This is a genomic window from Streptococcus dentasini (assembly GCF_053206945.1).
Genome location: NZ_JBRUHS010000003.1, coordinates 114521 through 140087, shown reverse-complemented (window position 1 = coordinate 140087; position 25567 = coordinate 114521). Strand labels below are relative to the sequence as shown.

Sequence of the window (25567 nt, the reverse complement as noted above, 5' to 3'; positions counted from 1 at the left end):
TTAGTCTCCTAGTGTAATGGTTAATTTTTTAACTTTTTTTAGCTTAGTTCCAGTATCAATGTTCTGCTGAGTCACTGTGCCCGAATCTGAGCCTTTAAAGGACACCTTGATCCCCATCCAGTCGGCAAAGGTTTTTACATTTTCTTTAGTCCAACCATACATATCGGGCAGTTCCTTAATCTTATCAGTCAAAATAAGCACCTGACTGCCGGCATCAAGGCTGGCGCCAGTACTTGCCGAGGTCTTCTTGACCTTGCTGCCCGTTCCTAATGACACAACATGGACAAGGTTCTGCCTCAGGGTCACTGCTGCATCACCAGCATTTTTGCCATTGAAATTGGGCATTTTATAACCCGTTTCTTTAGGGGCTTGAGAAGTCATTGATGGAGAAGCTAATTCGTCCTGCATAAGCATGGCCTGTTCTAATACTGGATTCACCACATCTGCCCAGTAAACTGCGCTAAATCTTTCTGGCTTTTTCAGGGTAACATACATGATAAATTTAGGATTATCCGATGGCACCATGGCTACAACGGAGTAAATATAACTAAATTCCCCTTGTTCATAACCACCGTTTTCAGCAGCATATTGAGCGGTACCTGATTTCACAGCTACAGGATAATCACCGACCTTAATCACAGGTCCGCCAGTTGTAGCTGAATAAAGCGTACCATAGTCTGGATCCGTTCCAACATCAACCATATAATCACGTGTTTGACTAGCAGCCTCAGCGGATACAGGATTCCCAACAACTTCAGTTGAACCAACCCGACTAGTATTGTTATCCGAATTATAAATTTGACTGATAAAACGCGGCTCTAACATGACCCCATCATTAGCCACTGCCGAAAAAGCCCGTAGCATCTGGGTTTCAGTTACTGAAACCCCTTGACCAAAGGCCGACATAGCTGCTGTCACCTCATTATTCAATGAAACAGAACCTGACTCCTCATCAGCCATTCCAAACCGCGTCGGTAGACCAAAACGGAACTTAGAAAGATAACTTCCCCAAGTTGAATTTCCTAATTGCTGCTCCAAAATTGTCATACCAACGTTGGAGGAGTAGGAAAAGCCTTGTGCTAAGGTCATGGTCTGACCAGCTGATGTCCCATTGTTGACAGCCCAGTCATTAATAGTTGTATCGGCGATAGTAATTCCATCACCATTATAATAGGTTTGATTAGGATTGAAAGCTCCTTCATTGAGCGCCGAAGCCAGCAGCATAACCTTCATCGTCGAGCCTGGCTCATAGTTAGTACCATAGAGCAAGTTAAGCCAGTTATACCCCTCATCTTTACTCATTCCCTGTAGAGTATCTGCATTATAAGTGGGGCGCTGAGTAGTCGCTAAGATCTCACCAGTCTCAGCATTGACCAAGGTCGCACCGGCATCAGTCGCATGTCCAACCTCATCCATAAAGGTATTCATCTGGGTTTCTAGATAGTTTTGCAAGGTAGCGTCCAGCGTTGTATAAACATCACGCCCATCGACTGTCTTTTTGACATTTTTACCAGTTCCAAACAAGATATTACCATTCTCGTCCTTTTCATAGGTAACCTTGCCATCTGTCCCTGACAAAATATCATTCATCGAAGCTTCCAGACCAGTGGTTCCTACCAAGGTCGCGTCACCCTTATTACCATTATGGCTCTGTGCAATTCCAATGAACTCCGAAGCAAAAGTTCCATTCGGGTAAAGGCGACTGGCACTAGAATCAAAATCAATTCCTTTAATACCTGCTTTTTTAGCCTCATCTTGGATAGCTTTCATAGTACTGTAGGAAAGATTACTTCCCTTGGAACCAAAATAGACCTGAGTAAGATCTTTCTGATTCAGCTGCTTTTCAACATAGTCTTTATCAATGCCAATCTGCTTATTCAATATGTCAGCCAAAGCATCAAATTTATCGTCTTGGACATAAAGCTTTTCATCAGAAGCCGAGACATATTTTTTATCAATAATAGCATAGACCGTATAGGTCGTCGAATTTTCGGCAATGACATTGCCATTACGGTCATAGATAGTCCCGCGTTTGGCCGCCTTCGTCACTGTCATCTGGTAGACATCCCTAGCCTTTTTGGACAGGTCGACACCAAACTTTCGATCCGTTCCAATAATAATGGCAAAATTAATAATAAAGACAAAAAAGATGAAAACTGTCGTAATCATCAAATTTTGACCGACACGCTCACGATTAGCCCTAGGGCCACGGCGATCCCTGGTTACAAAAGACAGAAATCGATTGATCAGATTTTTCATGTCCTATTCGTTACTCCCAACATTCCCAAGATTAGAATTATCAATAGTCAGACCTGCCTTTTGTGCAATCTCTGAAATCCGCTCTGAACGGGTCAATTCATTAACTTCCTGTTTGGCATTATTTAAATCAGTTTCAGCATCACTAATCTGACTGTTGATTTCAGTGATCTGCTGTTTGACTTGGAGATTGCGGCTTTGCAAATAAATAATCCCCACTGCCATCAAAACAGCTGTCAAAATGATAGAGCCGTAAAAAGCGACCTCTAGACGGGAAAATTTACGAAAACGCCGCTGAAAAGCCTCTTTGACAGCCCTTTCTTCCTGATTGTTATTAGCCATATTTATCTCTCTACTTTCGAATTTTTTGAGCAACTCGTAGCTTAGCCGAATGCGCACGATTATTATCAGTCATCTCTGCCTTTGACGGTAAAATAGGCTTGCGATTAACCAACTCGACAGTGGGCTGCAAGTCATCCGGAATAAAGGGTAGTCCCTTAGGGACGTCTACCGTCGCCGCCTCTTTAAAAAGCTGCTTAGTCAGACGATCTTCTAAAGAATGGAAAGTAATTACTGAAATTCTTCCACCAACACTCAAGAGTTCTAGTGCCGCTTGAAGTGACTCTTCAGCCGCCCCCAGCTCATCATTGACCTCAATGCGAATGGCCTGAAAAATTTGCTTGGCCGGATGTCCTTTTTTTTTCAGCTCCTTAGCTGGTTTGGCTGATTTAATCACCTCAGCCAGCTCAGTCGTGGTCTCTATGGGCTTGATTGCACGCGCTTGTTCAATTTTACGGGCAACTTGTTTAGAGAATTTATCTTCACCATATCGAAAAAAGATTCGCACCAGCTCTCGATAATCATAGGTATTAACCACATCATAAGCTGTGAGACTGGCTTCCTGATTCATCCGCATGTCCAGAGGCGCTGCCTTCTTATAGGAAAAGCCACGCTCACGCTCGTCAAGTTGAGGACTGGAAACCCCTAGGTCATATAAAATTCCGTCAATTTCTTCCACCCCTTGCTGATTTAAGCGAGTTTTTAAATGACGGAAATTATCTTTGATGAAAGTCACCATGCCCTTCTCAGTGTACTCTTTCAGACTGGTCTTAGCATGATTAATTGCCTTTTGGTCCTGATCAAAACAGTAGAGATGTCCCTTGGAGTTTAATTTTGACAGCAAGTAAGAACTGTGTCCAGCGCCACCCAAGGTTGCATCGACATAAATCCCGTCAGGTTTAATATCTAACATATCTACGGCTTCATGAAGGAGTACCGTCACATGATGAAATTCATTTGTCATAACTTTTATTTTACCATAAATTACACAGATGTGCCCCAATAATCTTTTGCTGTCTGACATAGCGGCTTCAGTCCATTCATCCACAAATCTCACATATCGAGCACGCCACCCCCTCTCATACACCAAGAAAATCAAAGCTTTCCTCTAAATTAATAGTTACCTTAGAAAATATTTTTTGAAAAAGATTGGTAGTCTCGACAAGTGATAGAAAAAGCCAAAAAGAAGCCCTGAACCAAGGCTTCTCCTTATTTTTTAATAAACTAAGCTAAGTTTTTCCAAAATCTACGGTTCATAATCAATTGTACAATTCCCAGCAGACCTAAACCAATAATAACCAAAATCAAACTAACGATGGCTGGATTGGTGTACTGTGCTAGGATATAAGCTATAAATACCAGAGGAATACCTAGCAGTATAGCACCAAAAATCAAGGTAGCGACCAAAATCTGTCCGCCTCCACGCTGAAAAAGCTGGGTGATGTCTTGCCAGTTCAAGACCAGTAACCTGTAATCCCTGCTGTAAAAAATTTGTCCCACAACAAAGGCTGTCAGGAGGTAAGCCGCAAGAAAACTGAGCAATAGCCCTGGAGAAAGACCAGCTAACAAACTAACAACAAGGAGGACGAAAGCTGGCAGGCAGACTTGCACAGCTGCCAGAACCAAATACTTTTGCCTAGCAAAAGCCTTGAAATTTAAAGGCAGAGCCCTAAACATAAAATAATCTTCCTTTTCCAAAGACAGAGCAACTCCTATAAAACTTGTGGGATTAACTGACATCAAGCCCACAATCATTCCAGCCAGCCAAACAACGCCAAAAAAAGTCAGAGGGATGTGACGCAGAGGCCCCTTGCCACTAATCATCATCGGAACTAGTAGCATAAGAGGATAGAGCAGGGGCAAAAGGTAAGTCTGGATAATTAAAGGACCATTTTGCAAGGTAGCTAAATGATGCCTCACAAGCAGTTTTGTCAGACTACGATCCTGATAAGCTTTTTTCTTGCGACTGGAAGCCTGAATAGCACCGCTATAGAGAGTTTCCTGATAAAAGCGCGGAACCATTACCTTGACAAGACCTAAGAGCAAAAGCAAGACCAACACGATTGGCAGATAAAAATTTAAAAGACTCTCCAAACTGAATGGCCGGACAGCAATATCATAAAATCCCCGAAAATATGGCCACAAGGAACTGTCCGATCGACTAGAGCCTACCTCGTAATGAGTCGAGCTAAAGTTTAGAAAAATCCAGATGGCCAGCCAAGCAACCGTTGTAATAACCATTAGTAGGCTCGAAAAGAGTTTGCGGCGAGCACTTCGAACAGCTAAACGTCCTATCAAATGATTGATAACAAGAGAAAGAGTGATACAGCTAGCAAATAAAAGTAAAAAATTACATAAGGCTAAAATAATCCCCAAGGGACCTATTATTTCCCAATAGGCAATGCCAAACAAGGCCAGCATAGGCACCAAAAACATACCTCCCATGCCCAGTGACGAGATAACCTTGGCGACATAAATCTCGGATTGTCTGATAGGCAACGGCGCATAGAGTACCAAATCCTTGCTGTCATAAAAGATGGAATACATAGCTGAAAAGCCATAGAAAACAGCCATGACAAAAAAGGAAGCTACATATTGGCTAAAAAGGCCCGGATAGTCCTTGAAATTGACCGTCGCAAAATTGAAAAGAAAAATAAAAGTAAAAACTACTATCAAAAGCAACTGCTGACGAATTACCGCTTTGTAAGAAGAGTAAGTTTTATTTGGATTTCTCTCCCGCTTCTTTTTAATCTGGGTCATAGATTGCGGATTAGAATAAAGAATATTGATTTTTACCAATTCCCATATTGTTGACCAAGACATCCCTATTCCTCCTCTTCTGTATGACGGCCAGCCATCTCTAAATAAATCGTCTCCAAATTCTTATCGGGATGGTTAGCTTTGAGCTCATCCAAGGTTCCAACAAAGATAAGCTTACCCTGCTTAAGAATGCCGATGCGATCGCACAGCTGTTCAGCTACCTGCAAGACATGGGTTGAAAAGAGGACTGTCTTCCCATCGGTCGCATGCTTTTTCATCATCTCTTTAAGATCAAAAGATGCCTGCGGATCGAGACCTGTCAGAGGCTCATCTAAAATCCAAATCTCCGGACGAACAACCAGAGCCCCTATAACAATGACCTTCTGACGCATACCGTGTGAAAAGCTATCAATAATATCATTTTGCTGCTCAGTCAAGTCAAATAACTGCGCTAATTCAGCAATTCTCTCTTCTACCTGAACATACTCCAATCCATAAACCTTACCTAAAAAATGCCAGTATTCCTTGGCCGAGAGGTTGAGAAAGATATCCGGTGAATCTGGAACATAGGCAATCTTACGCTTGATAGCATCACGGTTTGCCGACAAAAGCTGCCCATCTACTAGGACATCACCATAACTTGCTTCAATAATAGAAGTTAAAATACTGATTGTCGTTGTTTTTCCCGCTCCATTATGGCCAATTAGACCAAAAATTTCGCCATTATTAATGGTCAAGTTCAAGTCACCCAATGCTTCTTTATCACCATATACTTTTGATATATGCTGAAATTCAATCATAACAGTCTCCTTTTGATGCTAAATCTATAACAATACAAGGGCAATCCATTTGCAGATAAAACAGTGTCTACTGCAGATCAATCACCCCTATAGTCTCATTAAAGCCAGTCAACATAGTCATAGTTTTTCCCTCAGACTTTTAAGAATTTGACCAAGTTAATTTTACACTTCAAATATTGTACTATAGAAACATTACAAGCTCTATTATAATTCGTTACAGATTTTTGTCAACCAAAAAAGAGGTTGAGACAAAAGTTCTCAGCCCTATTTATTTGGTCAATTTTATTTGCTAGGCGCAGTGGTGGATAGCCAATTCTATGAACGTTAAATCATCTTATTTCCAACCTCCAAAGGTCCCCCGGACCTTTGGGGCTATACGGAGGTGGGTTAAAAAGGTCTAGTAGGCCTTTTTAATTGAGAAATAAAGCTTGTAAAACAAGGGTCAAAATGCTCCAGTGGAGTTTGGCAGTCTGAGGATAGACTGCCAAAGCTTGCCACCTAAAAACAGGAAAGTGGCAGAGGCCTGAGCCTTAAAATAAAAGAGCGAGGAAAATCAAAATCGTGATTTTACCACGATTACTGATTGAGTCCCACTCTCTTTCAAATATTAGCTTTTTTCCATATGTTAGAATAAAAAGCTTATTTTACAAGGAATCGTAGAGTTTTTTGGCATTATCAACTGTAAAACCATACTCCTCAAAGATTTTGCCACCTGGTGCCGAAGCTCCCCAAGTATCAATGGTCAAGGTCTTGCCTGCTAGGCCGACATATTTACCCCAGCCCAAGCTCGCACCAGCTTCAATCGCCAAACGTTTGGTTACAGCCGCTGGGAGAACCCTTTCTTTGTAGGTGGCATCTTGCTCATCAAAAATATTTTGTGCTGGCATGGAAACCACACGCACGTGTTTGCCTTCAGCTTCCAGAGCAGCCTGTGTATCCAAAGCCAACTTCACTTCAGAACCAGTCGCAATAATGATACCATCCAAATCACCCTTGGCTTCTGACAGGACATAAGCCCCCTTGTTGATACCATCTGCTGCCTTTTCTTTGGTACCCTCTAAAACAGGCAAGCCTTGACGGGTCAGAACCAACATGGTTGGACGGTCAGTTTCAGCCAAAGCTCGCTGCCAAGCAGCGTTGGTCTCGTTACCATCAGCTGGCCGGATCACATTCAGATTTGGCATGGAGCGGACACTAGCCAATTGTTCAACCGGCTCATGGGTAGGGCCATCTTCACCAACGGCAACTGAATCATGCGTCATAACATAGACGGTTGGCAGGTTTTGCAAGGCAGCCATCCGAACAGCTGGCAGGAGATAGTTTGAGAAGACAAAGAATGTGCCGCCATAAACACGCGTACCGCCATGCAGAGCAATTCCATTCATAGCAGCTGCCATAGCAAATTCCCGTACACCAAACCAGATATTGCGGCCGGCGTAATGATCAGCTTGGAAATCTGATTCATCTTTAACCATAGTATTGTTAGAAGCTGATAAATCAGCTGAACCACCCCAGAAATGCGGAATTTGAGCAGAAATCTGCTGAATTGCAGATTGACTAGAAACCCGACTAGCCACTGCTGTACCAAGCTCATGAGCTTCCAGCTCAACCGATTCGGGCTGACCAGCAAAAGCCGCCTTATATTCAGCTGCCAGTTCTGGATAGGTTTTTTCATATTCACTGAACTTGGTATTCCAAGCATTTTCAGCCGCTTCACCGCGGAATTGGATTCCAACTTCAAAGCGACGTTTAACCTCATCAGGTACGGTAAAGGCAGGGTAATCATAGCCCCATGCTTTCTTAGCATAGTCAATACCTTCTTGTCCTAGCGGTGCCCCATGGACAGCAGACGTTCCTTGTTTTTCAGCACCGAAACCGATAACTGTTTTGACTTCAATGATTGATGGCTTATCCTTTTCAGCCTTAGCAGCTGCAATAGCAGTCTCGATAGCTTCAAGATCATTGCCATCTTCTACTAAAATATGCTGCCAACCATAAGCTTCAAATTTGCCCTTAATATCTTCGGTAAAGGCCATTGAAGTTGGGCCGTCCAAGGAAATATCATTGGAATCGTAGAGCAAGATCAGCTTACCTAGTTTGAGGTGACCTGCCAAACTTGCTGCTTCCTGACTAACCCCTTCCATCAGGCAGCCATCACCATTAAGAGCATAGGTGTAATGATCAACAATATCAAAATCAGGCTTATTAAATTTAGCAGCTAGATGGGCTTCTGCCATAGCCATACCAACAGCGTTAGCAATCCCCTGACCGAGCGGACCGGTGGTCGCTTCAACACCATCGGTATGTCCCACTTCTGGGTGGCCTGGCGTCTTAGAACCCCATTGTCGGAAATTTTTCAAATCATCCATGCTGACAGCATAACCGGATAAGTGCAAGAGACTGTAGAGTAGGGCGCTACCGTGACCAGCAGATAAAACAAAGCGGTCGCGATTGCTCCATGAACGGCTAGTTTTGGGATTCACATTCATCACGCGATTCCACAAAACATAAGCCATTGGTGCAGCACCCATTGGCAGACCAGGGTGACCTGAATTAGCAGCTTGGATAGCTTCAATCGACAGTGAACGGACGGTATTGACCGCCAATTGATCAATATTATCAAACGACATGACTGGAACGACCTTTCTATATAAAAAAGAATAAGAATCTATATCGTTATTGTATCATAAATAAATCAGATATTCTGAAAACGTTTATAAAAAACTTCAAAAGGCTGCTATAGCACCAATCCTAGGATTGTTTTAGCCAATTCTTCCTCACTTGAAACAATCTTATCAGGTCTTAGGTCACCTTCAAAAAGAGAATTGTCCCTTCTGTTAAACCAGATCGATTTCCAGCCAGCCCCCTTGGCTCCTTTAACATCATTTTCAAAAGAATCCCCAATATAATAACATTGAGATAGAGGCAAAGAAATGGCATGATAAGCTAAATCAAAAATAGCCTGATCAGGTTTTGCAACACCCACGTCTGACGAAATAATAATACGCTCCGATAAAAACCATTCTTGTAGGCCCAATTGTTTAATCTTTTGTTGCTGATGCCCTTTAGGACCGTTTGTAATAACTCCAAGTGTGACACCACTTTCAGCTAACTGAGCCAGCATAGCTTTGATTTGAGGAGAGAGCGTAATCTTTTTTTGATAATTTTCATAATCTTTTTGAAATCTAAGCGCCTCTTCATCTGAAATACGATAGCCAAATTTCTTTAGAGCCTCTTTGATACGATAAATATGCATCTCTTGCATTGATATCTGCCCGTTTTCTGATGGTTCAAAAACAGTATCACTTAACCTTCGGCTGACTTTATACAAGCTTTCAATTGGAATATCAAAGGAAAAATTTTTACAAAAGGCACGCCGAAAAGGGACAGACTGATCATATAAAGTATCATCTACATCAAAATACAAAGCGAGCATGGTCTTACTTCCTTTTAAATAATTTCCAATCACTCAAAAACGTTTCAAGTCCGCTCTTAGTTAAAGGATGCTCCGTCATTTTTATAAACAAATTATCTGGAATAGTCGCTATATGAGCCCCCAATTTTGCTACTGATTCCACATGCTTGGTATTCCTAATACTAGCCGCAATAATCTCAGTTTTAAAATCGTAACGATCAATAATGGAGCGTAAATCAGCGATTAACTGATAGGCGTCGGCTCCGGTATCTTCTAAACGTCCGACAAAAGGACTAATAAAAGTTGCCCCCGCTTTCATAGCCATTAATCCTTGCGAAACCGTGAAGATCAATGTGAGGTTCGTTTTGATCTTCTCTTTGGACAAAACTTTAGCCGCTTTTAGTCCTTCTGCCGTCATCGGTATTTTAACAACCACATTAGGAGCCCACTGGGAGAGGGTTCTGGCTTCTAAAATCATGTCATCAGCTCTTATACTTGTGACTTCGGCACTTACTGGACCAGAAACGATACCACAAATTTCCTTAATAACTTCTTCAAAATCACGACCTTCACGCGAAATAATAGTTGGATTGGTTGTGACACCATCAACAACACCAAGCTCATCAATCTGTTTGATCTGTTCAACATTCGCAGTATCTAGGAAAAACTTCATAACCTTCCCCCACTATTTTGACAAATTTCTAATACGGTTTGTTACACCTTTTAGATTGTAACATTCTGCATAGTCCCGTATTGGACGTTTAATATGATCGATAACATAGCGCTTGCCATCAATATCATGGGCCGATAAATTAGCATATAATTTATCAATCTCAGCCTTAACTTCATCATCATTAAAGGTATAGTGACCCGCAATATCAAGAATCTCCTCTTGAAGCTCCTTATCACCTTTTAGGATTTCGTCAACAGTTAACTTCGTTTGATCCCCAACCATCCATTTTCTCCAACGTTCGCTCTTAATAGCATGAACAAGAAGAACTTCACGGATATTAGAAGCTTCCTTAACTAGGCCATACTCAACTAATTTTGCTTCAACTTTAGCCAAATTCAAATAAGCGCGTGTTTCTTCTGTCCCGTATTGTGGCGCAACATTGGTAGCTGTCACATGAGAAGGAATATGTTCCAGAAGAGTGACATCATCAAGGTAGTCTCCGTTATGTTCCTTCAATCCTACGCCGTACTTTTTGGCCATCTGTGATAGATCAACAGCATTTTTAAAGTTGAAGTGACCAACCTGTTCTGTTTTACGTGTTAGGGTCCCAGTTTGACCAACTATAAAGGTAGGCATCGGTAATTGGCGCTTATTCAATTCTTCGCGAAGCTGAATGATAAAAGTTTCATATGTTTCCGTAGAGGTCAAACCTCCATTTGTCTCTTCAGTACCAACCTCATAACCGATTTCTGGCAAATGGCGAGCCTTTCGTTCCTGTTCGCAGAATTCAATAAGTTCAACTGTTCGTTTCAAAACAACATCAAGTGGGATGACCTTACCGATTTCAAATGGGTCCTTAGTAGGATCAATCATCAGAAGATCAAAACCTGCTTCAATATCAGCTATATATGATTTTTTACCAAGTTCCATAGCTTCATCAACGGGAAGATGATCATTACGCTCTTTATCTCGCTGCCATGGTCCACCATGATCACGGCAAAGATAATAAAGGTTGTCATATTTTATTTCCTCAGCTACTTCGGCCACTGCTTGAGCAAATGTAAACTGATTCCAGCCATTAACATAGCCTCCTCCCAGCGCATCTGCGTCTACCTGATTACGACTAGCAATAAACATAACCGGGTAGTCATCTTCCTGTGAGAGTTCAAGAGTCGCCTGTACACAATTTTTTGACATTGGGCCAACTCCTAAAATTGTGGCACTGTCACCAGTAGCTTGTAAATCTAAAAGTCCTTGAACAACTGTTTTAATAGGTAATTTATCCATTTTTCTTCTCCGTTTCTTCTAAATTGGGTTTCACAAAATGTAAGATAAGAACTGATACCAAAGTTCCAATCAACATAGCAAGCACATACCAAAGCTTCCCATTGACAACAGGTAAAATGATAAGGCCACCGTGAGGCACTAAAGCTTCAACACCATTGACCATTCCAAGAGCACCTCCTACAGCGCTCCCCGCAATAATAGCAGGTAAAACACGCTTAATGTCTTTAATAGCAAAAGGAATGGCACCTTCCGTGATACCAATTACTCCCATGAACAAGGCAGAAATACCAAGATCCTTATCCTCAGCTGTATATTTTTTACGATCGACAATAGTTGAGATCGCCAAAGCCAAGGGTGGAATGGCCACTGCTATGCGGTGAGCACCATTGGGTGCGTACACACCTTCTGCCATAAGAGCGAGGGTGAAAGCAGTCGCTGTCTTATTGATTGGTCCGCCCATATCCACTGCTGTCATGGCGCCAAGGATTAGCCCAAGGATAAGGGCACTGCCCCCCTGAAGACTACTTAAAGTATCAACCAGCCAATCCATTGCTATACCTATAGGCACTGAAACAATGTAGATATAAATCATCCCCAATACAAAGGTTGTAATAACGGGAACAATCAAAATGGGCATAATAGTTTTTATCGTACTTGGTACCTTCCACGTTTTACACCATTTGACAAAATAACCCGAAGCTACCCCCATTAGCATAGCTCCTAAGAATCCCGTTTGGACCTGTTCCGACCCGATAGGATTATTAGCCACATAACCTAGGATCATAGCCGGAGCTAGACCAGGCTTTCCCGCAATAGAATAAGCAATATAGCCTGATAAAATCGGAATCATCATGGCAAAACCTGCACTACCTAGATCATTGAGATTCTTCATAAATTGATTAGACACTTCTATCCCAGAATCTCCGGTTTTCCCTGTCCCAAGAGCAATAGCTAAGAAAATACCGCCTACGACTACCGCAGGTAACATGTAGGACACCCCAGTATTAAAAGCTTTTTGTAAGTCCTTCCACAATTTGTTTTCTTTACTCATACTAGCCTCCTCCTAGTACTTTTATAGTTTTTCTGCGGTATCAAGCGCTTCAGCAGGATGTTTAATGACCTCACTTGGATCAATATTAAGAACTTTCCCCTTATCCTCCTTTTCTTCAAAACGTTCCAGTCCATCAATCCCAATAGCTACTGCCAAAATAACAACATCAGCATTGGCTACGTCATCCTGATCAAGTTCGTTTTCTATCCCCATACTGCCTTGCGTCTCAACCTTGACATCATAACCACGTTTTCTACACTCTTTTTCAATAGCCTCTTGAGCCATATAGGTATGAGCTACACCTGTTGGACAAGCTGTTACGGCCACAACTTTCATATGAACCACCTCCTTAAATATCAATAGATGTTAACTGCTTATATACATTTTCCAATGTATCTTGCTCAAGCAACCGATTTCTAAATTCCTCATCCAATAACCTTTTACTCAGCTGAGAGATAAATCTTAAGTGAAGCTTGCCTGCCTCAGATTCAGGCACTCCAATCAAGAAAACTAATCTGACTGGTTCATCTCCCCAATGGATCATGTGCTTTAAACGCATAAAGGCAATAAAGGGAGAGGTGACCGCACTGGTTTTCCCGTGCGGGATTGCAACAAGATAACCAATCGCTGTTGCGACTTCTCTTTCTCGCTCTTGAACAGCTGTCAAAAAGCTGTCTCGGTTATCAATATAACCATGTTTTTTTGCCTGAGTACTAATATAATCTAAAACCTGATATGGTTTTTGAAAATCATCATCTAAAAAGATTAGATTTTTACTGACAACATCTTTTAAAGATGCTTGAATTTCACTCATTTTAATGTCCTCCCTGCAAATGTTTCAATAATTTAGATGACTGATTCTCATGCCGAATTAATTTTAATAATTTGGGATTATCAATAATGTTATAAATATCAGTCAAGATTCCCCTTGTTAGTATAAGATCATCTTTGCACACGCAAATCATAAAAATAATATCTACTTGATACTTATCCCACCTGATTTTTTTCTTATTTCGCAGCAGGAAAATCTGGGTTTGTTTAATATGTTGAGGGTTTCCGTGAGGAATAGCGACACCAACAGGTAAATCCGTAGCACCTAATTGCTCTCTATGAAATAAATCCCCAATAAATTCTGGAGCTACGTATCCCTTCTCTACCAGATAACGACCAAACTCTTTAAAAAGGCCCTTTCGGTCTTCAAAAGCTGTATTCAATAGAATGCTGTCTTCTGATAACTTTCCAAATAGATGATGAAACTGACTAACAGCCTGACTGTAGGGAAGAAGACTTGGCGTATAACCCGCTGCCTTAATTCTTTCAATATCATTTTTTGTTAAAAAAGGTGAGACGAAGATAATATTCTTATCAGGAATGTCCAAATGCACCGTGGAGATGACAAAATCATAGACAGTAATATCAAGATACTCCAATTCTGCTACAGAAGATAGTTCAATCGTATCTATAGAAGGTAAGGCCTTCTTGATTCTATTGACTAGCAATTCTGATGTAGCAATTCCCATCTGGCAGACAACTAAAATTCTTTTGTTGATTTTGGCTCGCTCAATAGCCGATTGGAAGTAAGTTGTCAAAAAAGCAATTTCATTTTCATTAAAAACAACCTGATAATCACTTTCAATCTCAACAATCACCATCGAAATAAGATTAAACATCAAGGAGAATTCTCGTTTAATCTGAGAAGTAAATGGGTTTTCCACTGTCATATTAGACTGCAGGCGGTACATCATGGCCGGAATGTGATCCTTTAACTGTTTGACTAGTTTTTCATCGCTTAAAAAATCGATTTTTAGGCTATCGGTCATTCTTTGCAATAATCTATCTGCAAACTCCGTAAACTGCGAACCGCCTGTTACTCCTTCAAAACGATTTAAAACTAAATGTTTAGAAAAGAATTGCTTATCCTCGCTCGTAAAATGAATCCCCAGTCTCAGTGTCACCTTATCTAAAATAGCCTCTGCACTGTCTTCAAAAAATTTTTCGGATACTTTGTTGGGATTGTCCGCTGCCAAGTGATGATTATCCTCACTGCTGCGGTAAGTTAAGATAATAAAGATACTCAAAACATTTTGAACATAGTGATCAGATATAACGTTTGAGTACTTCCTGATATAGGAATAGAAAATATTTTTACAAGTTTTTACAATATCATCGCCATAGTAGATGGACAAAATATCAATATTTTTATGCAGCATGTCGTCTGCATAAATTTCAGCATGTGACATGACAAAGCGATTAAACTGAAGCATAGCCGTTTGAAAATCAGCTTCTGTCCCTTGTAACTTGGTACCATGCCGATTGCTTGTCAAAGAGACAGCTGAATCTGCACCTAAAACTGACATAATAAATTCAAAATCTTTGACAATAGAAGTTTTACTGACAAAAAATAGATCAGACAGGTATTGATAAGTAAGATATTTATTATCGAAAAGCAGACATCGCATAATTTCCATACGGCGTTCCAAGACATCACTAACATCAGGCGAAATAGTCTCACTTTTTCGGTCAAAACTTTTTTCCAGATTATCTTTTATAGTGATTCCGACACCGCGTTTTTTCTCTAGATGCCTTCCTTCTTGTTCAAGATAATTCGAAACAGCTTGCAACTCTGAATGGATTGTCCGCTTGGATAAGCCACAATTATTAGCAATTGTTTCGATTGTTACATATTCCCTGCCGTCTTCAATATAGTGGAGAATATCTTCTTGACGCTTATTTAACACCTTATCCCTCCTTTCTAGCTCTCGATTGTTTACGCTTACATTATATAGAGAAAAATTACCTTTGAAAATAACATCTTCTTGCAACAAGTTTCTATCAGATATGTAACGTTGCTGCAAAACCATAATCTTAATCATTACGCTAAAGAGCAGCTCTAAAAACTCATTTTTTAGATATCCTAACTAGTCAAAATACTGGTAAATTGCCATTCTAAGCTTCCCCTTACCCGTACGAGAGGTTCATCTATAAAGACTGCTAGTTCCACCATTCTTAGCATCTTACCAGAATATGACATTTCACTGTCTCTTCCTGACATTGCAGAAACCACAGCGACTTCTATCATTGGCGAACTTGGCGACATCCGCCGCTTCCAGCCTGCCAATCAAATCAATGCCTTTATTGGGATTGATCTTAGACACTACGAATCTGGTAACTTTCTCGCTAAAGAGCACATGACCAAACGAGGCAATCCTTATGCCAGAAAAATCTTATTCAAGTGCATTCACAACATCGCTTCAGCTAACCATACCAATTCTTGTCATATCGCTGACTTCTATGAGAAACGAAAAAGGCAATCGCCAATAGCTTCAACTAAGCCACACACGATTGCCTCTATACACTGTCTCATCAGGACAATGCATTACCTCATTACGCCTAACAAACTTTGCGATTACGCTTCGACCCAAAATCATTAAAGTTGTTTAGGCCTCATCATTGTAACACCTTGTTTCAAAAAATACTAGATGAGGTGTTGTTTTAGTATACTCTTTTTTCTATCAAAACAACCTCAAAAGAAACAGTAGACCTCACAACTCTACTGTTTCTCTAAAAATTATTCACTAAAACCATTGATATACTTGACAAAGGATAGAAAAAACACCCCTGTATCTAGGAGATTAACAGAAGTGCTTTTCATATCTGATATTAATTAAAATAAATAATTTAAGGCACCAGTAACGGCTCCTCCAACAAAACCAGAGGCGCCTCCAATAGCAGCTCCACCAACAGCTCCGATACCATTTCCTGGACCAGGTGCAATCCATCCAGCCATAGCACCAGAAACACCGCCTGTGACTAGTCCGCCTGCACCTCCGATAGCAGCTCCCTCACCAGTTGCTTCTAGGAAATCACCAAAGTCACCACCTTCTACAGCAGCCAAGTCAACTAATTCTACTGCTTCAAAATCATTAAATGCAAGTGTGTTCATAAGAAATTCTCCTTTTATTTCCCTTTTTATTTTGCTAAGCACTTTGACTTAACGAAACCCAGTCTAACACAATTAGTTTCAGATGAAAATACAGTTGAGCCTAATTTAATGAAATTTCAAACTAACTATTACAGGCTAAAAAAATTCTTTTTCTTTTCGTTTTCATTTATTCCAGATAACAAAAATTACTTTCTCACCTATCCTGATCCCCTTGTCAACCGATCTTATAGAAACAGCTGATAGCTCTCTCGTGCTTAAAAATAGTTTGCAATGCACCTTAAAATCACTGTTACCTTATAAAGTAGTATTTCTAGTGAAAATCCTTAGTAGATTTAATAAATACCAAAAAGATACCCCAAGTATTAGACTTTCCGCCTAATTTTTAAGATACCGTTCATAAGTTCCACAATCCCTAGCATGAGTAGAAGCCCCCTTACCTAAGAAACTTCTCAGTCAAATCCTGTCGGTCTCTATTACAGCCTTTTTCCACAAATAGTATGCAAGTCTGGGACTTTCTATGAATATCCTCGGGTTCTTACTGCTGAAATTTCTCAAACGAATATGATATTTTAGTGCACACAAAAACCCATCTAGGTGCTGAAACTGCAAAATCTCCTACACTCAGATGGGGCATATAATCTAGGATTTACTTAACTTAATAACATTGGATTGGCCAGCCTAAAACCAGCCATGTTTACTTGAACGTCTTTTGAAACAAGTCATAAATTTCTTCCTGAGACCTTAATCCCTTCAGCTTATTGATGAGTGTTTGATTTGAAAGGAGCTTGAGCAGGTCTTTCATGACCTGCAGATGGCTCTCATTATCCACAGCAGCAAGAAAAATAATCAGGTTAATCTGACCAAAAGTCGTCTCAAGTGGCTTCGGCAATGCAGCTAAACCTACCCCTATAGCATTAACACCATTAGGATAGGCATGGGGCAATAACACTCCTGGAGCGATTAAAAAATTTTGCAAGTTTTGATCCAGATTTTCTAAAACCTGATTAGTGTAACTCACCTCAATGACATTTTTTTCCACTAATGGCTGAGCCACCATTTCAACTGCTTCATGCAAGCTGGATATATTTTCAAGAACAAGGACAAACTCCTTTTTTAATACACCATTTAAACCTGGTCCTTCGAAAGAGCGCTCGCCATCTCTCGATTGAGGAGAAAGGTATTGAGACAGTTCCTGCCGCAAAGATGAGTTGTTTTGAATAATCGTATATTTTTCGATAATCGCCATCAAATCATCTACATTAGGCAGCTTAAAATAAGAATTTCCTACAGTCTCATAAACCCGTCTGACTAGACGGTACTCTTCATCAGCAGTCATGACAGGATTGACAATAAAAACAGGCTTATGCATGTGATAAATCGAAAGGTTACTAGCTGTAGAAAAAATAATATCAAAATCATCATCAGCCATCGTCAGCATTTTCTCCATAGTCATCGGCCCCAACAAATCTATTTCAGTAAATAAATGGTCTAATTCTTCAAACAGGATAGCCGAACTGCCTACACCATTCGTACAAACAACCAACGCTCTGACTGATCGATGAGGTCCCCTTTGCTGGTTCTTCGTCAAGAGGGAGGCAAAGTGCATCGTCAAAAAGGCTAATTCTTCATCTGGAACCACAAACATTTTTAGACCTTCTGTTTCTTGCAAAGCCTTTTCAACGAGATAAAAAATACTAGGGTACTCCGACTTTACCTTATCAACTAATATATTATTGATGGGTAGATGAAATAGTAAACGGTAATAGGTTGGCCTTAAATGGCTATAAATTTGCCCTACGATATCGGACCCTTCCGTAAAGTAAATTCCAGATAAGGTCTTAAAATGAGTGACCATTGCCTCTGTTAGTTTTAAAATTTTTGCCCTATCTGGTGAAGCACAATTAATATCGCCTACTGATTCTCCCAAAACTAAGGCGGATAAAAATGAACTTTCTTTGCTACTATTTATGTTCAGACTTTTTAGCAAGGCTTGAACAAAATGGTATTCCTCAAAATCTGAGAGCTCAATCTCTGAAAAATCGTCCCCTCGATAAAATCTCCCTTTTAAACGCTTCAAAGTCAAAACAATAAAATAGGACAGCTCAACCATCCGGCTTTCTACCAACTGGAGACGATAAGACTGCTTCAATAAACGGATTTTTTGGACAAGAGTTTCAACATTCTCCGCCTTAAATGTTGAAATGTAAACATCGTAGATAATACTATTATCCTCTTCAATATCTTGTGTTAACCACTCCAAAAGTAGATTTCTCAAAACTAATTCATCACCCAAGAGATGGTAGCCCTTATCTCTGGAATAAGCCAAAGTGACATCCTTGACCTTTAAATACTTTTCCAAATTCTTTAAATCAGCCAGAGCAGTTGTCTTACTAACCCGTAAGTCGTCTACGATATCTGCTAAAGAAATGTAGTCTAGATCAACAGCAACTAGCATCAAATAAAGGAACTTCTGCCTCTCTTCAGTGTTCATAATATAATTCTTCGTTTGAGGAGTAGCAAGCAGTTGCGACAGAAAATCCAACTGCCTATCTGTGAGTTCGAGCTCTCGTCCTAGATAAGAAATCGGTGAAATTTGATTTTCTCGAAAGAGTTCATTTAAGCGATCGAGTACGTATGTAATTTGCCGACGCGACAAGCCGAAATAATTTTCTAAAACAGCTAGGCTGCTTCGTCTCTCCCTGATAAAAAAAATAGCCAGATCTCTTAACCGCTTATCAAGCATACTTGTCCTCCAACCTTTGGTGCAAAGCAATCATTAGTACTAATCAGTATATATAATCATTCTAACCTACTGATACCTTATTTCGAAATCAAAAACTACCGCCCGAATTGGTTAGGACGATAGTTGACTTATTTATTCACCGCTGACAGATCTTACCTTCCTTCCCAAAAGAAAACTAGCCATGATAACAAGTAGTACAAAAGCAACAATGCTAGCTACTAAAACCACAGGGCCGGCTTGACCCAACGTACCTAAAATCCAGCCTGGAATTAAGTAGTCCGTATCAGCAAAGGTTGAAGCCGCCAATTTTAAAGAGCCTAGCAGCGGCAAGATAAGCAAAGGAAGCCAGCTCAAGAGCACACCGTTGACTGCCGAACCTAAGACAGCTCCTCGGCGACCTCCTGTAGCATTCCCATAGATGCCCGCTGCTGCTCCACAGAAGAAATGTCCAACAACACCCGGAATAATCACTGTCGTATGAAGAGCAATCATGACAAACATCGATAGGGTTCCAGCCAAAAAACTCGCAAAGAAACCAATCAGCACAGCATTAGGAGCATATGAGAAAATAATCGGAACATCCAAGGCTGGCTTAGAATCAGGTACCCACTTCTTAGCGATTCCCTGAAAGGCTGGAACAATTTCAGCCAAAACCATTCGAACACCTTGAAGAACAACAACAAAGCCAGCTGTAAAAGTTCCGGCTTGAACAAGAGCAAAGACGATAGCACTGGTTCCATCACTTAATTTATTTTCCACGTAACCAAGACCCGTAAAGAAGGTCAAAGCAAGGTAAACCAAGCTCATTAGAATCATAATAGAAACGGTCGAATCTCTCAAAAAACCAAACGATGATGGAACATTTAAATCCTCTGTTGACTTTGTTTCATCACCAAAAAATTTTCCAATCCAGCCAGAGACTGCATAGCCAATATTGCCAGTGTGCCCCATTGCTACCTTATCATTGCCAGTTATCTTTCTCATGAATGGCTGACAAAGGGCTGGTGTAATCGTTAAAAGTGTCCCTTCAAAAATGCCTCCTAAAATAATCATCAGAGGACTGGTCTTCATACCAGAGCTAATCAGAATAACGGCGGTAATACAGGAAACATACATCATTGCTTGTCCTGTCAAAAAGATATATTTAAACCTTGTAAAGCGAGCTAATAATATATTGACGATCATCCCTACCAGCATAATCAAGGCCGTCTGGCTGCCATAATCTTTTAAGGCAATAGCCACAACAGCTTCATTACTCGGAACGACCCCTTGAGCATGAAGAGCAACTTGAAACATTTTCGCGAAAGGCTCTAATGCTGATTGAAGAATGCCAGCTCCGCCTGTCAGAACAAGGAAACCGACAGCTGTTTTAATCGTTCCCGAAACAACATCAGAAATCTTTTTCTTCTGCAAAATCAAACCAATCAGAGCAATCAGCGCCACAAGAATCGCCGGCTGCGTAACAATCGAAACAAATAAATTCAGGATACTTTCCATAACCGAGACCCTCCTTTAATCTCCCGAATTAACTGTGCGCAATCCCATTATCATCTAAGAGCTGCAAAACTTTTTCTTTAATTTCGTCAGCATCAATAATGGAATCCAGAGGGATTATTTTTTCATCTGGTAGATTATTTAAAGCTGGTACCAGTGTTTTTTCCGCAAAGAAATAATCTGCCATATCTCCACTGATACTGCCAGAATCGGCATGATCAACCTGGAAATCATTCCTATCAACCCCAGCTGCTTCTAAAGCTGCTTCAATATTCATTTGAACCATAAAACTAGTTCCTAAACCACTTTGACATACGGCATAAATTTTCATGATCCTTCCTCCATCTTTATAATAGCCATAAATTCCTGACTAGTCTTGGCCTCTTTTAACCGCTTCAAGGTCTGCTTATTGGACAAAAGTTTCGTTAAAGAGGACAAAGCTTCTAAGTGCTTGTCCTTATCACTAGCCGCTAAACAAAAAAGTAAATCTACTTTTTGTTGTTCATCATTCAATAAAAACACCGGCTCTTGCAATTTTAAAACGGACATTCCAAAATCCTTGACCCCCTCCTCCGGTCGAGCATGTGGGAGGGCCACTCCCTGCCCCAAATTAATAAAAGGACCAAACTCTTTTACCTTATTGATCATGGCCTCAATGTAAACTTCGTCAATTTTACCTTGGTCAAGCAGCGGCTGGGCAGACAACCTTATAGCATCTTCCCAAGATATTTTTTTATCAGAAAAGTGTACACAATCCTGAGTTAAGAATCGCGATATCATACGGGCCTCCTTCCTTATTTCCTTGTTACCATCATTATAAGCAAGGAATGTAAGCGTTTCAATATTTTTTGGGTACAACTTCTGTCACGGCCGCTAACAAAAAGTGCACCAAAAAAGCCGCTAAGTTGCCTAGCGACTTTATAACTTTTATTTGGCATAATCAATGGCACGCAGTTCACGGATGACTGTCACCTTGATATTCCCTGGGTAATCTAGATTATCTTCAATCTTCTTACGAACCTTATGGGCTAAAATAGTCACCTGATCATCAGAAATCTTCTGAGGTTGTACCATGATACGGATCTCACGACCTGCCTGCAGAGCAAAACTATTCTGAACACCATCGAAACCGGAAGCAATCTCTTCCAGATCGCGCAGACGCTTGATATAATTCTCAATAGATTCATTACGAGCTCCCGGACGCGCTGAACTGAGAGCGTCAGCCGCCGCAACCAGAACAGCAATGACGCTCTCTGGCTCTACATCACCATGGTGGCTAGCAATCGTATTAACGACTACAGGGTGCTCCTTATACTTACGAGCAAATTCTGTACCGATTTCAACGTGGCTGCCTTCAACATCGCGGTCGAGCGCCTTCCCCATATCGTGGAGAAAACCTGCCCTGCGGGCTAAAGCAACATTTTCGCCAACCTCACCAGCTAAAATACCTGCTAGTTTACCGACCTCAACCGAGTGACGCAAAACGTTTTGGCCATAAGACGTCCGATACTGCAAGCGACCCATAATCTTAATCAAATCGGGATGAAGATTAGGAGCACCAATTTCGTAAGCAGCTGCTTCACCAGCCTCACGAATGCGATTGTCAATTTCCTGTCGGTTCTTTTCAACCAATTCCTCAATGCGAGCTGGATGAATACGACCGTCTTGAATCAAGGCTTCCAGAGTCATGCGGGCAATCTCACGGCGGATGGGATCAAAACCGGAAAGGACAACAACCTCTGGCGTGTCATCAATGATGATATCAATCCCAGTTAAGCTTTCTAAAGTACGGATATTACGCCCCTCGCGTCCAATAATCCGCCCCTTCATACTGTCATCAGGTAAATGAACCGTCGTAATGGTCTGCTCGGTAACGTAATCACCAGCCAAGCGCTGCATGGCCTGAGCCAACAAGTTCTTGGCCCTCTTATCGACCGTTCGCTTGACCTCGGCATCAGCATCCTTAATCCGATTAGCGATGTCCTGACTCAAATCACTTTCAGTCTCTGTCAAAATAACATCACGCGCCTCAGCAATAGTCATGTTGGCAACTCGTTGCAACTCGGCATGTTTTTCTTCTTCTAATTGTGCGATCTTTGCTTCTCGCTCATCAATGTGTTTAGATTTATCAGAAAGACTTTGTTCTTTACTATCAAGTGTTTTTTCCTTACTTGATAAATTCTCATCTTTACGATCAAGACTTGAAGCACGTTCGGTTAAACGCGTCTCCATCTGCTTCAATTCTTGTTTTTCAGACTTAAATTCTTTATCAACTTCTTCGCGATATTTTCTGGCGTCTTCCTTAGCCTCAAGAAGCATCTCCTTACGCTCAGCCTTCATATCTAACTCAGCCGTCTTTTTGATATGGACAGCATCATCTTGAGCCTTTTCCCGAATCGTAACCGCTTCTTGTTCAGCATTTAAAAGCGCTAGTTCTGCAGCTTCACGGTCAGCTTTTGTCTTAGCAACCATGGCTCCATAACCGATACCTAAACCAATGAGGATAGCAACAATCACTAAAATAATATCTAGCATGTTTCACCTCAAATCTAATACCCTTTTTATTAAAAGGCTAACTTTAAGTCTAGCATATTTTAAAGAATATCTCAATTATATTTCTTACATGACAAATCCCCGACATGCTGCGTTTTACAGAACAGTCATCATTTGTTTTATTTATTCCTAACATTTATGGTATGATAAGACTAGTAAAACTTTTGAAAGTGAGGTTTACCTATGCCAAAAGATGTTGTAGTAGAAAGTTTTGAATTGGATCATACCATAGTCAAAGCACCTTACGTCCGCTTGATTTCTGAAGAACAAGGCCCTGTCGGAGACACCATTACCAACTTCGACCTCCGTTTAGTTCAGCCTAACGAAAATGCTATTGATACAGCAGGCCTTCACACTATTGAACACTTGCTAGCTAAGCTCATTCGCCAGCGCGTTGACGGCCTCATCGACTGCTCTCCTTTTGGCTGCCGAACAGGATTTCATATGATTTTTTGGGGTAAGCAAAATCCGACAGAAATCGCGAAAGCTGTCAAGTCCAGTCTTGAAGAGATTGTTAGCAGCATTACTTGGAACGACGTTCCAGGAACAACTATTGAGTCCTGCGGAAACTATAAAGACCACAGCCTGCATTCGGCTAAGGAGTGGGCTAAACTGATCCTTTCCCAAGGGATCTCAGACAATGCTTTTGAACGCCATATTGTTTAAATCATAAAAATCCGGGCTGGGCAAGAACGAGTCCATAATAAAAACCACACAGTCATTCTTAACTTGAAACGAATCAAGATGAGAAAAAATTGTGTGGTTTTTATATTTTTAAACGGTTCCTGTCCAGCTTACCTTCTATTTTTTAAAAATCTGTCGGACGTCCGGAAGCATTTCCGAAGAAGTAACCCGTCTTACAGTTGATAGAAAAGAGATAAGTTCCATCTGATTTATACATATTATAGTAGCCATTACCATTAATGATGTTAACAGGTTCCAAAATATAATCATCACCTGAAAAATATCCGCGTGACTGCGATGTCGAAACCACCTTCTCCAAGATGCCATCGCCAAAGACCCAAGCAGAATTATTAACATCTTGGACCTTTGCAGCATCATAAGGAACACGGCTTCGATCTCTTTGCAGGGTACCTGGATCATAATTGGTAATTCCTGCTTGACGAATATTCCCCCCAGATGGAATCGCACCAGTATTAGCGGATGAACCAGCATTGGTATCTCCACCAGCGTTATCAGAGTTATCATCCGATGACGCTTCATTACTTGATGATGATTTATCTGTTTCTTGTTGCGCTTTTCCCTTAGCAATAGCTTCTTGAATCAGCTTATCCAGAGTCGCATTACCTGTTTTCAGGGTATCATCTGTCAACTTATCAAAGTCAGCGTCTTTTTTAGCCTTAGCATCGCTAACTAACTTACCATCTACAATAACGGCTTTTTCAAAGAGTTTATTTACTGTCTGAATAGCTGTAATCTGCTTGTTCAAACTATTATAATCACTTTTAGCTGTCTTGTAATAACTAGTACCCTCCAGCTTTTTCAAACTAATATTAAGATCAGATAACTTAGAAAATTGACTATTTTTAAGCTGCGTTCGCTTTTTATCAATGAAGAAAGCCTTATACAATTTTTCAAAAGCTTGATAATCAGACGTCCCAGATTTTTCTGACTTAGAAGGAGCCTTCGATGAAACAGCCGTTCGGGATTGCTTTGTCCAGTGATTGATACCAAAACCAATCCCCAAGATCAAGACTAGAAGGGCAACTAAACTTCCAATAATCAGAGACCTATGCTTTTTTGAAGGAGCAAGATCATCTACCGCCTCCTCATCTTCTGCGACACTTTCAACAGGTGAGGACGGCTCCTCTTCCTCAATAGCCAAATCAATATCAGATTTTAAGTCATCATTCTTAACAGGCGCAAAAACACGGGTCTCATCGACAAATTCATCTTCAGTTTGTTTTTCACTGCTCTCCTGCGATGTCTCAGATGCTTCTGAAATTTCCTCATCCTTAGCTAATAAGCCTTGATTAGCCAATTCTTCCCTTTGTTTTTGAATGAAACTGTCCAAAGATGACGTATCAATATTTTCAAAGTCAGACGTCTGTGTCTCATATTTTTCAGCTACCACTTGATCGCGGTGCTGCTTAATATATTTATCAAGGACGCCATCATCATCAGTAACACCCGCTTCAATTTCCTTATGCTTGCGCAAGGCTTCCTGAACAGTTAAATCTTTAGCATCTTCAAAATCCAGCTTCCCGTTTTCATTTTCCTTAGCCATAAAAG

The 25567-nt window shown here is 40.7% G+C and carries 21 protein-coding genes and 1 pseudogene; 2 read left to right on the top strand and 20 right to left on the bottom strand.

Features of this window, described 5'->3' with window-relative positions; translation table 11 throughout:
- From pbp2x to ACVR1G_RS03605, 13 genes are all read right to left on the bottom strand, one after another.
- Nucleotides 1–2259 carry a penicillin-binding protein PBP2X gene (gene pbp2x / locus ACVR1G_RS03665; RefSeq protein ID WP_447451845.1) on the bottom strand — a complete coding sequence of 753 codons (2259 nt, stop codon included), beginning with the start codon at nucleotides 2257–2259 and terminating at the stop codon, nucleotides 1–3.
- Between the two features lie 3 nt (nucleotides 2260–2262).
- Complete coding sequence (gene ftsL / locus ACVR1G_RS03660; RefSeq protein WP_447451844.1) at nucleotides 2263–2598, bottom strand: cell division protein FtsL; 336 nt, start codon at nucleotides 2596–2598, stop codon at nucleotides 2263–2265.
- Nucleotides 2599–2608: 10 nt separating this feature from the next.
- A complete protein-coding gene (rsmH, locus tag ACVR1G_RS03655; protein ID WP_447451843.1) occupies nucleotides 2609–3559 on the bottom strand; it encodes a 16S rRNA (cytosine(1402)-N(4))-methyltransferase RsmH in 951 nt (316 codons plus the stop codon).
- A 260-nt stretch (nucleotides 3560–3819) separates the two neighbouring features.
- A complete protein-coding gene (locus ACVR1G_RS03650) occupies nucleotides 3820–5418 on the bottom strand; it encodes a hypothetical protein (RefSeq protein WP_447451842.1) in 1599 nt (532 codons plus the stop codon).
- 2 nt (nucleotides 5419–5420) lie between these two features.
- Nucleotides 5421–6155, bottom strand: coding sequence for an ABC transporter ATP-binding protein (locus ACVR1G_RS03645; protein WP_447451841.1), 735 nt, complete (start codon nucleotides 6153–6155; stop codon nucleotides 5421–5423).
- Between the two features lie 644 nt (nucleotides 6156–6799).
- Nucleotides 6800–8785, bottom strand: coding sequence for a transketolase (gene tkt / locus ACVR1G_RS03640; RefSeq protein WP_447451840.1), 1986 nt, complete (start codon nucleotides 8783–8785; stop codon nucleotides 6800–6802).
- Between the two features lie 107 nt (nucleotides 8786–8892).
- A complete protein-coding gene (locus tag ACVR1G_RS03635) occupies nucleotides 8893–9591 on the bottom strand; it encodes an HAD family hydrolase (RefSeq protein ID WP_447451839.1) in 699 nt (232 codons plus the stop codon).
- Between the two features lie 4 nt (nucleotides 9592–9595).
- Complete coding sequence (fsa, locus tag ACVR1G_RS03630) at nucleotides 9596–10243, bottom strand: fructose-6-phosphate aldolase (protein ID WP_447451838.1); 648 nt, start codon at nucleotides 10241–10243, stop codon at nucleotides 9596–9598.
- 12 nt (nucleotides 10244–10255) lie between these two features.
- Nucleotides 10256–11530, bottom strand: a complete 1275-nt coding sequence (locus ACVR1G_RS03625) for a class II D-tagatose-bisphosphate aldolase non-catalytic subunit (protein WP_447451837.1) — start codon at nucleotides 11528–11530, stop codon at nucleotides 10256–10258.
- Nucleotides 11523–12581: a PTS fructose transporter subunit IIC gene (locus ACVR1G_RS03620; RefSeq protein WP_447451836.1), complete on the bottom strand. Its 1059-nt coding sequence runs from the start codon at nucleotides 12579–12581 to the stop codon at nucleotides 11523–11525. The genes ACVR1G_RS03625 and ACVR1G_RS03620 overlap by 8 nt, the downstream gene beginning before the upstream one ends.
- Nucleotides 12582–12602: 21 nt before the next feature.
- Nucleotides 12603–12917 carry a PTS fructose transporter subunit IIB gene (locus tag ACVR1G_RS03615; RefSeq protein WP_447451835.1) on the bottom strand — a complete coding sequence of 105 codons (315 nt, stop codon included), beginning with the start codon at nucleotides 12915–12917 and terminating at the stop codon, nucleotides 12603–12605.
- A gap of 13 nt (nucleotides 12918–12930) precedes the next feature.
- Nucleotides 12931–13395 (bottom strand): PTS sugar transporter subunit IIA, encoded by a 465-nt coding sequence (locus tag ACVR1G_RS03610; protein WP_447451834.1) that lies wholly within the window; start codon nucleotides 13393–13395, stop codon nucleotides 12931–12933.
- Nucleotide 13396: 1 nt separating this feature from the next.
- On the bottom strand, nucleotides 13397–15319 hold the full coding sequence (locus ACVR1G_RS03605) for a BglG family transcription antiterminator (RefSeq protein ID WP_447451833.1): 1923 nt from the start codon (nucleotides 15317–15319) through the stop codon (nucleotides 13397–13399).
- A gap of 276 nt (nucleotides 15320–15595) precedes the next feature.
- On the opposite strand from ACVR1G_RS03605, the pseudogene ACVR1G_RS03600 reads away from it, so the two are divergent.
- Nucleotides 15596–16012: pseudogene (locus ACVR1G_RS03600) on the top strand (transposase); the annotation flags it as partial.
- A gap of 233 nt (nucleotides 16013–16245) precedes the next feature.
- On the opposite strand, the gene ACVR1G_RS03595 reads toward ACVR1G_RS03600, so the two are convergent.
- The 6 genes from ACVR1G_RS03595 to ACVR1G_RS03570 all read right to left on the bottom strand — a co-directional run bounded on the left by ACVR1G_RS03595 (nucleotide 16246) and on the right by ACVR1G_RS03570 (nucleotide 23296).
- A complete protein-coding gene (locus ACVR1G_RS03595) occupies nucleotides 16246–16524 on the bottom strand; it encodes a hypothetical protein (protein ID WP_447451832.1) in 279 nt (92 codons plus the stop codon).
- A 694-nt stretch (nucleotides 16525–17218) separates the two neighbouring features.
- Nucleotides 17219–19267 (bottom strand): BglG family transcription antiterminator, encoded by a 2049-nt coding sequence (locus tag ACVR1G_RS03590; RefSeq protein ID WP_447451831.1) that lies wholly within the window; start codon nucleotides 19265–19267, stop codon nucleotides 17219–17221.
- 132 nt (nucleotides 19268–19399) lie between these two features.
- On the bottom strand, nucleotides 19400–20764 hold the full coding sequence (gene ulaA, locus ACVR1G_RS03585; protein ID WP_447451830.1) for a PTS ascorbate transporter subunit IIC: 1365 nt from the start codon (nucleotides 20762–20764) through the stop codon (nucleotides 19400–19402).
- A gap of 28 nt (nucleotides 20765–20792) precedes the next feature.
- On the bottom strand, nucleotides 20793–21092 hold the full coding sequence (locus ACVR1G_RS03580; RefSeq protein ID WP_165329306.1) for a PTS sugar transporter subunit IIB: 300 nt from the start codon (nucleotides 21090–21092) through the stop codon (nucleotides 20793–20795).
- Complete coding sequence (locus tag ACVR1G_RS03575) at nucleotides 21089–21541, bottom strand: PTS sugar transporter subunit IIA (protein ID WP_447451829.1); 453 nt, start codon at nucleotides 21539–21541, stop codon at nucleotides 21089–21091. The genes ACVR1G_RS03580 and ACVR1G_RS03575 overlap by 4 nt, the downstream gene beginning before the upstream one ends.
- A 147-nt stretch (nucleotides 21542–21688) precedes the next feature.
- Entirely contained in the window at nucleotides 21689–23296 is a 1608-nt protein-coding gene (locus ACVR1G_RS03570) for a ribonuclease Y (protein ID WP_447451828.1), read from the bottom strand.
- A gap of 201 nt (nucleotides 23297–23497) precedes the next feature.
- Between ACVR1G_RS03570 and ACVR1G_RS03565 the strand changes: the two genes are divergently transcribed.
- On the top strand, nucleotides 23498–23980 hold the full coding sequence (locus tag ACVR1G_RS03565) for an S-ribosylhomocysteine lyase (protein ID WP_447451827.1): 483 nt from the start codon (nucleotides 23498–23500) through the stop codon (nucleotides 23978–23980).
- A gap of 142 nt (nucleotides 23981–24122) precedes the next feature.
- Here the strand turns inward: ACVR1G_RS03565 and ACVR1G_RS03560 are convergent, their stop codons facing one another.
- Entirely contained in the window at nucleotides 24123–25562 is a 1440-nt protein-coding gene (locus ACVR1G_RS03560; RefSeq protein WP_447451826.1) for a cell division site-positioning protein MapZ family protein, read from the bottom strand.
- Nucleotides 25563–25567: the final 5 nt, after the last annotated feature.

Coding starts and splice junctions, on each gene's coding strand:
- ACVR1G_RS03575 (WP_447451829.1), bottom strand. CDS start 21,541: ATGATATCGCGATTCTTAACTCAGGATTGTGTACACTTTTCTGATAAA.
- ACVR1G_RS03570 (WP_447451828.1), bottom strand. CDS start 23,296: ATGCTAGATATTATTTTAGTGATTGTTGCTATCCTCATTGGTTTAGGT.
- ACVR1G_RS03645 (WP_447451841.1), bottom strand. CDS start 6,155: ATGATTGAATTTCAGCATATATCAAAAGTATATGGTGATAAAGAAGCA.
- fsa (WP_447451838.1), bottom strand. CDS start 10,243: ATGAAGTTTTTCCTAGATACTGCGAATGTTGAACAGATCAAACAGATT.
- ACVR1G_RS03620 (WP_447451836.1), bottom strand. CDS start 12,581: ATGAGTAAAGAAAACAAATTGTGGAAGGACTTACAAAAAGCTTTTAAT.
- tkt (WP_447451840.1), bottom strand. CDS start 8,785: ATGTCGTTTGATAATATTGATCAATTGGCGGTCAATACCGTCCGTTCA.
- ACVR1G_RS03610 (WP_447451834.1), bottom strand. CDS start 13,395: ATGAGTGAAATTCAAGCATCTTTAAAAGATGTTGTCAGTAAAAATCTA.
- ACVR1G_RS03590 (WP_447451831.1), bottom strand. CDS start 19,267: ATGCTTGATAAGCGGTTAAGAGATCTGGCTATTTTTTTTATCAGGGAG.
- pbp2x (WP_447451845.1), bottom strand. CDS start 2,259: ATGAAAAATCTGATCAATCGATTTCTGTCTTTTGTAACCAGGGATCGC.
- rsmH (WP_447451843.1), bottom strand. CDS start 3,559: ATGACAAATGAATTTCATCATGTGACGGTACTCCTTCATGAAGCCGTA.
- ACVR1G_RS03560 (WP_447451826.1), bottom strand. CDS start 25,562: ATGGCTAAGGAAAATGAAAACGGGAAGCTGGATTTTGAAGATGCTAAA.
- ACVR1G_RS03650 (WP_447451842.1), bottom strand. CDS start 5,418: ATGTCTTGGTCAACAATATGGGAATTGGTAAAAATCAATATTCTTTAT.
- ACVR1G_RS03565 (WP_447451827.1), top strand. CDS start 23,498: ATGCCAAAAGATGTTGTAGTAGAAAGTTTTGAATTGGATCATACCATA.
- ACVR1G_RS03615 (WP_447451835.1), bottom strand. CDS start 12,917: ATGAAAGTTGTGGCCGTAACAGCTTGTCCAACAGGTGTAGCTCATACC.
- ACVR1G_RS03635 (WP_447451839.1), bottom strand. CDS start 9,591: ATGCTCGCTTTGTATTTTGATGTAGATGATACTTTATATGATCAGTCT.
- ACVR1G_RS03580 (WP_165329306.1), bottom strand. CDS start 21,092: ATGAAAATTTATGCCGTATGTCAAAGTGGTTTAGGAACTAGTTTTATG.
- ACVR1G_RS03595 (WP_447451832.1), bottom strand. CDS start 16,524: ATGAACACACTTGCATTTAATGATTTTGAAGCAGTAGAATTAGTTGAC.
- ACVR1G_RS03625 (WP_447451837.1), bottom strand. CDS start 11,530: ATGGATAAATTACCTATTAAAACAGTTGTTCAAGGACTTTTAGATTTA.
- ftsL (WP_447451844.1), bottom strand. CDS start 2,598: ATGGCTAATAACAATCAGGAAGAAAGGGCTGTCAAAGAGGCTTTTCAG.
- ulaA (WP_447451830.1), bottom strand. CDS start 20,764: ATGGAAAGTATCCTGAATTTATTTGTTTCGATTGTTACGCAGCCGGCG.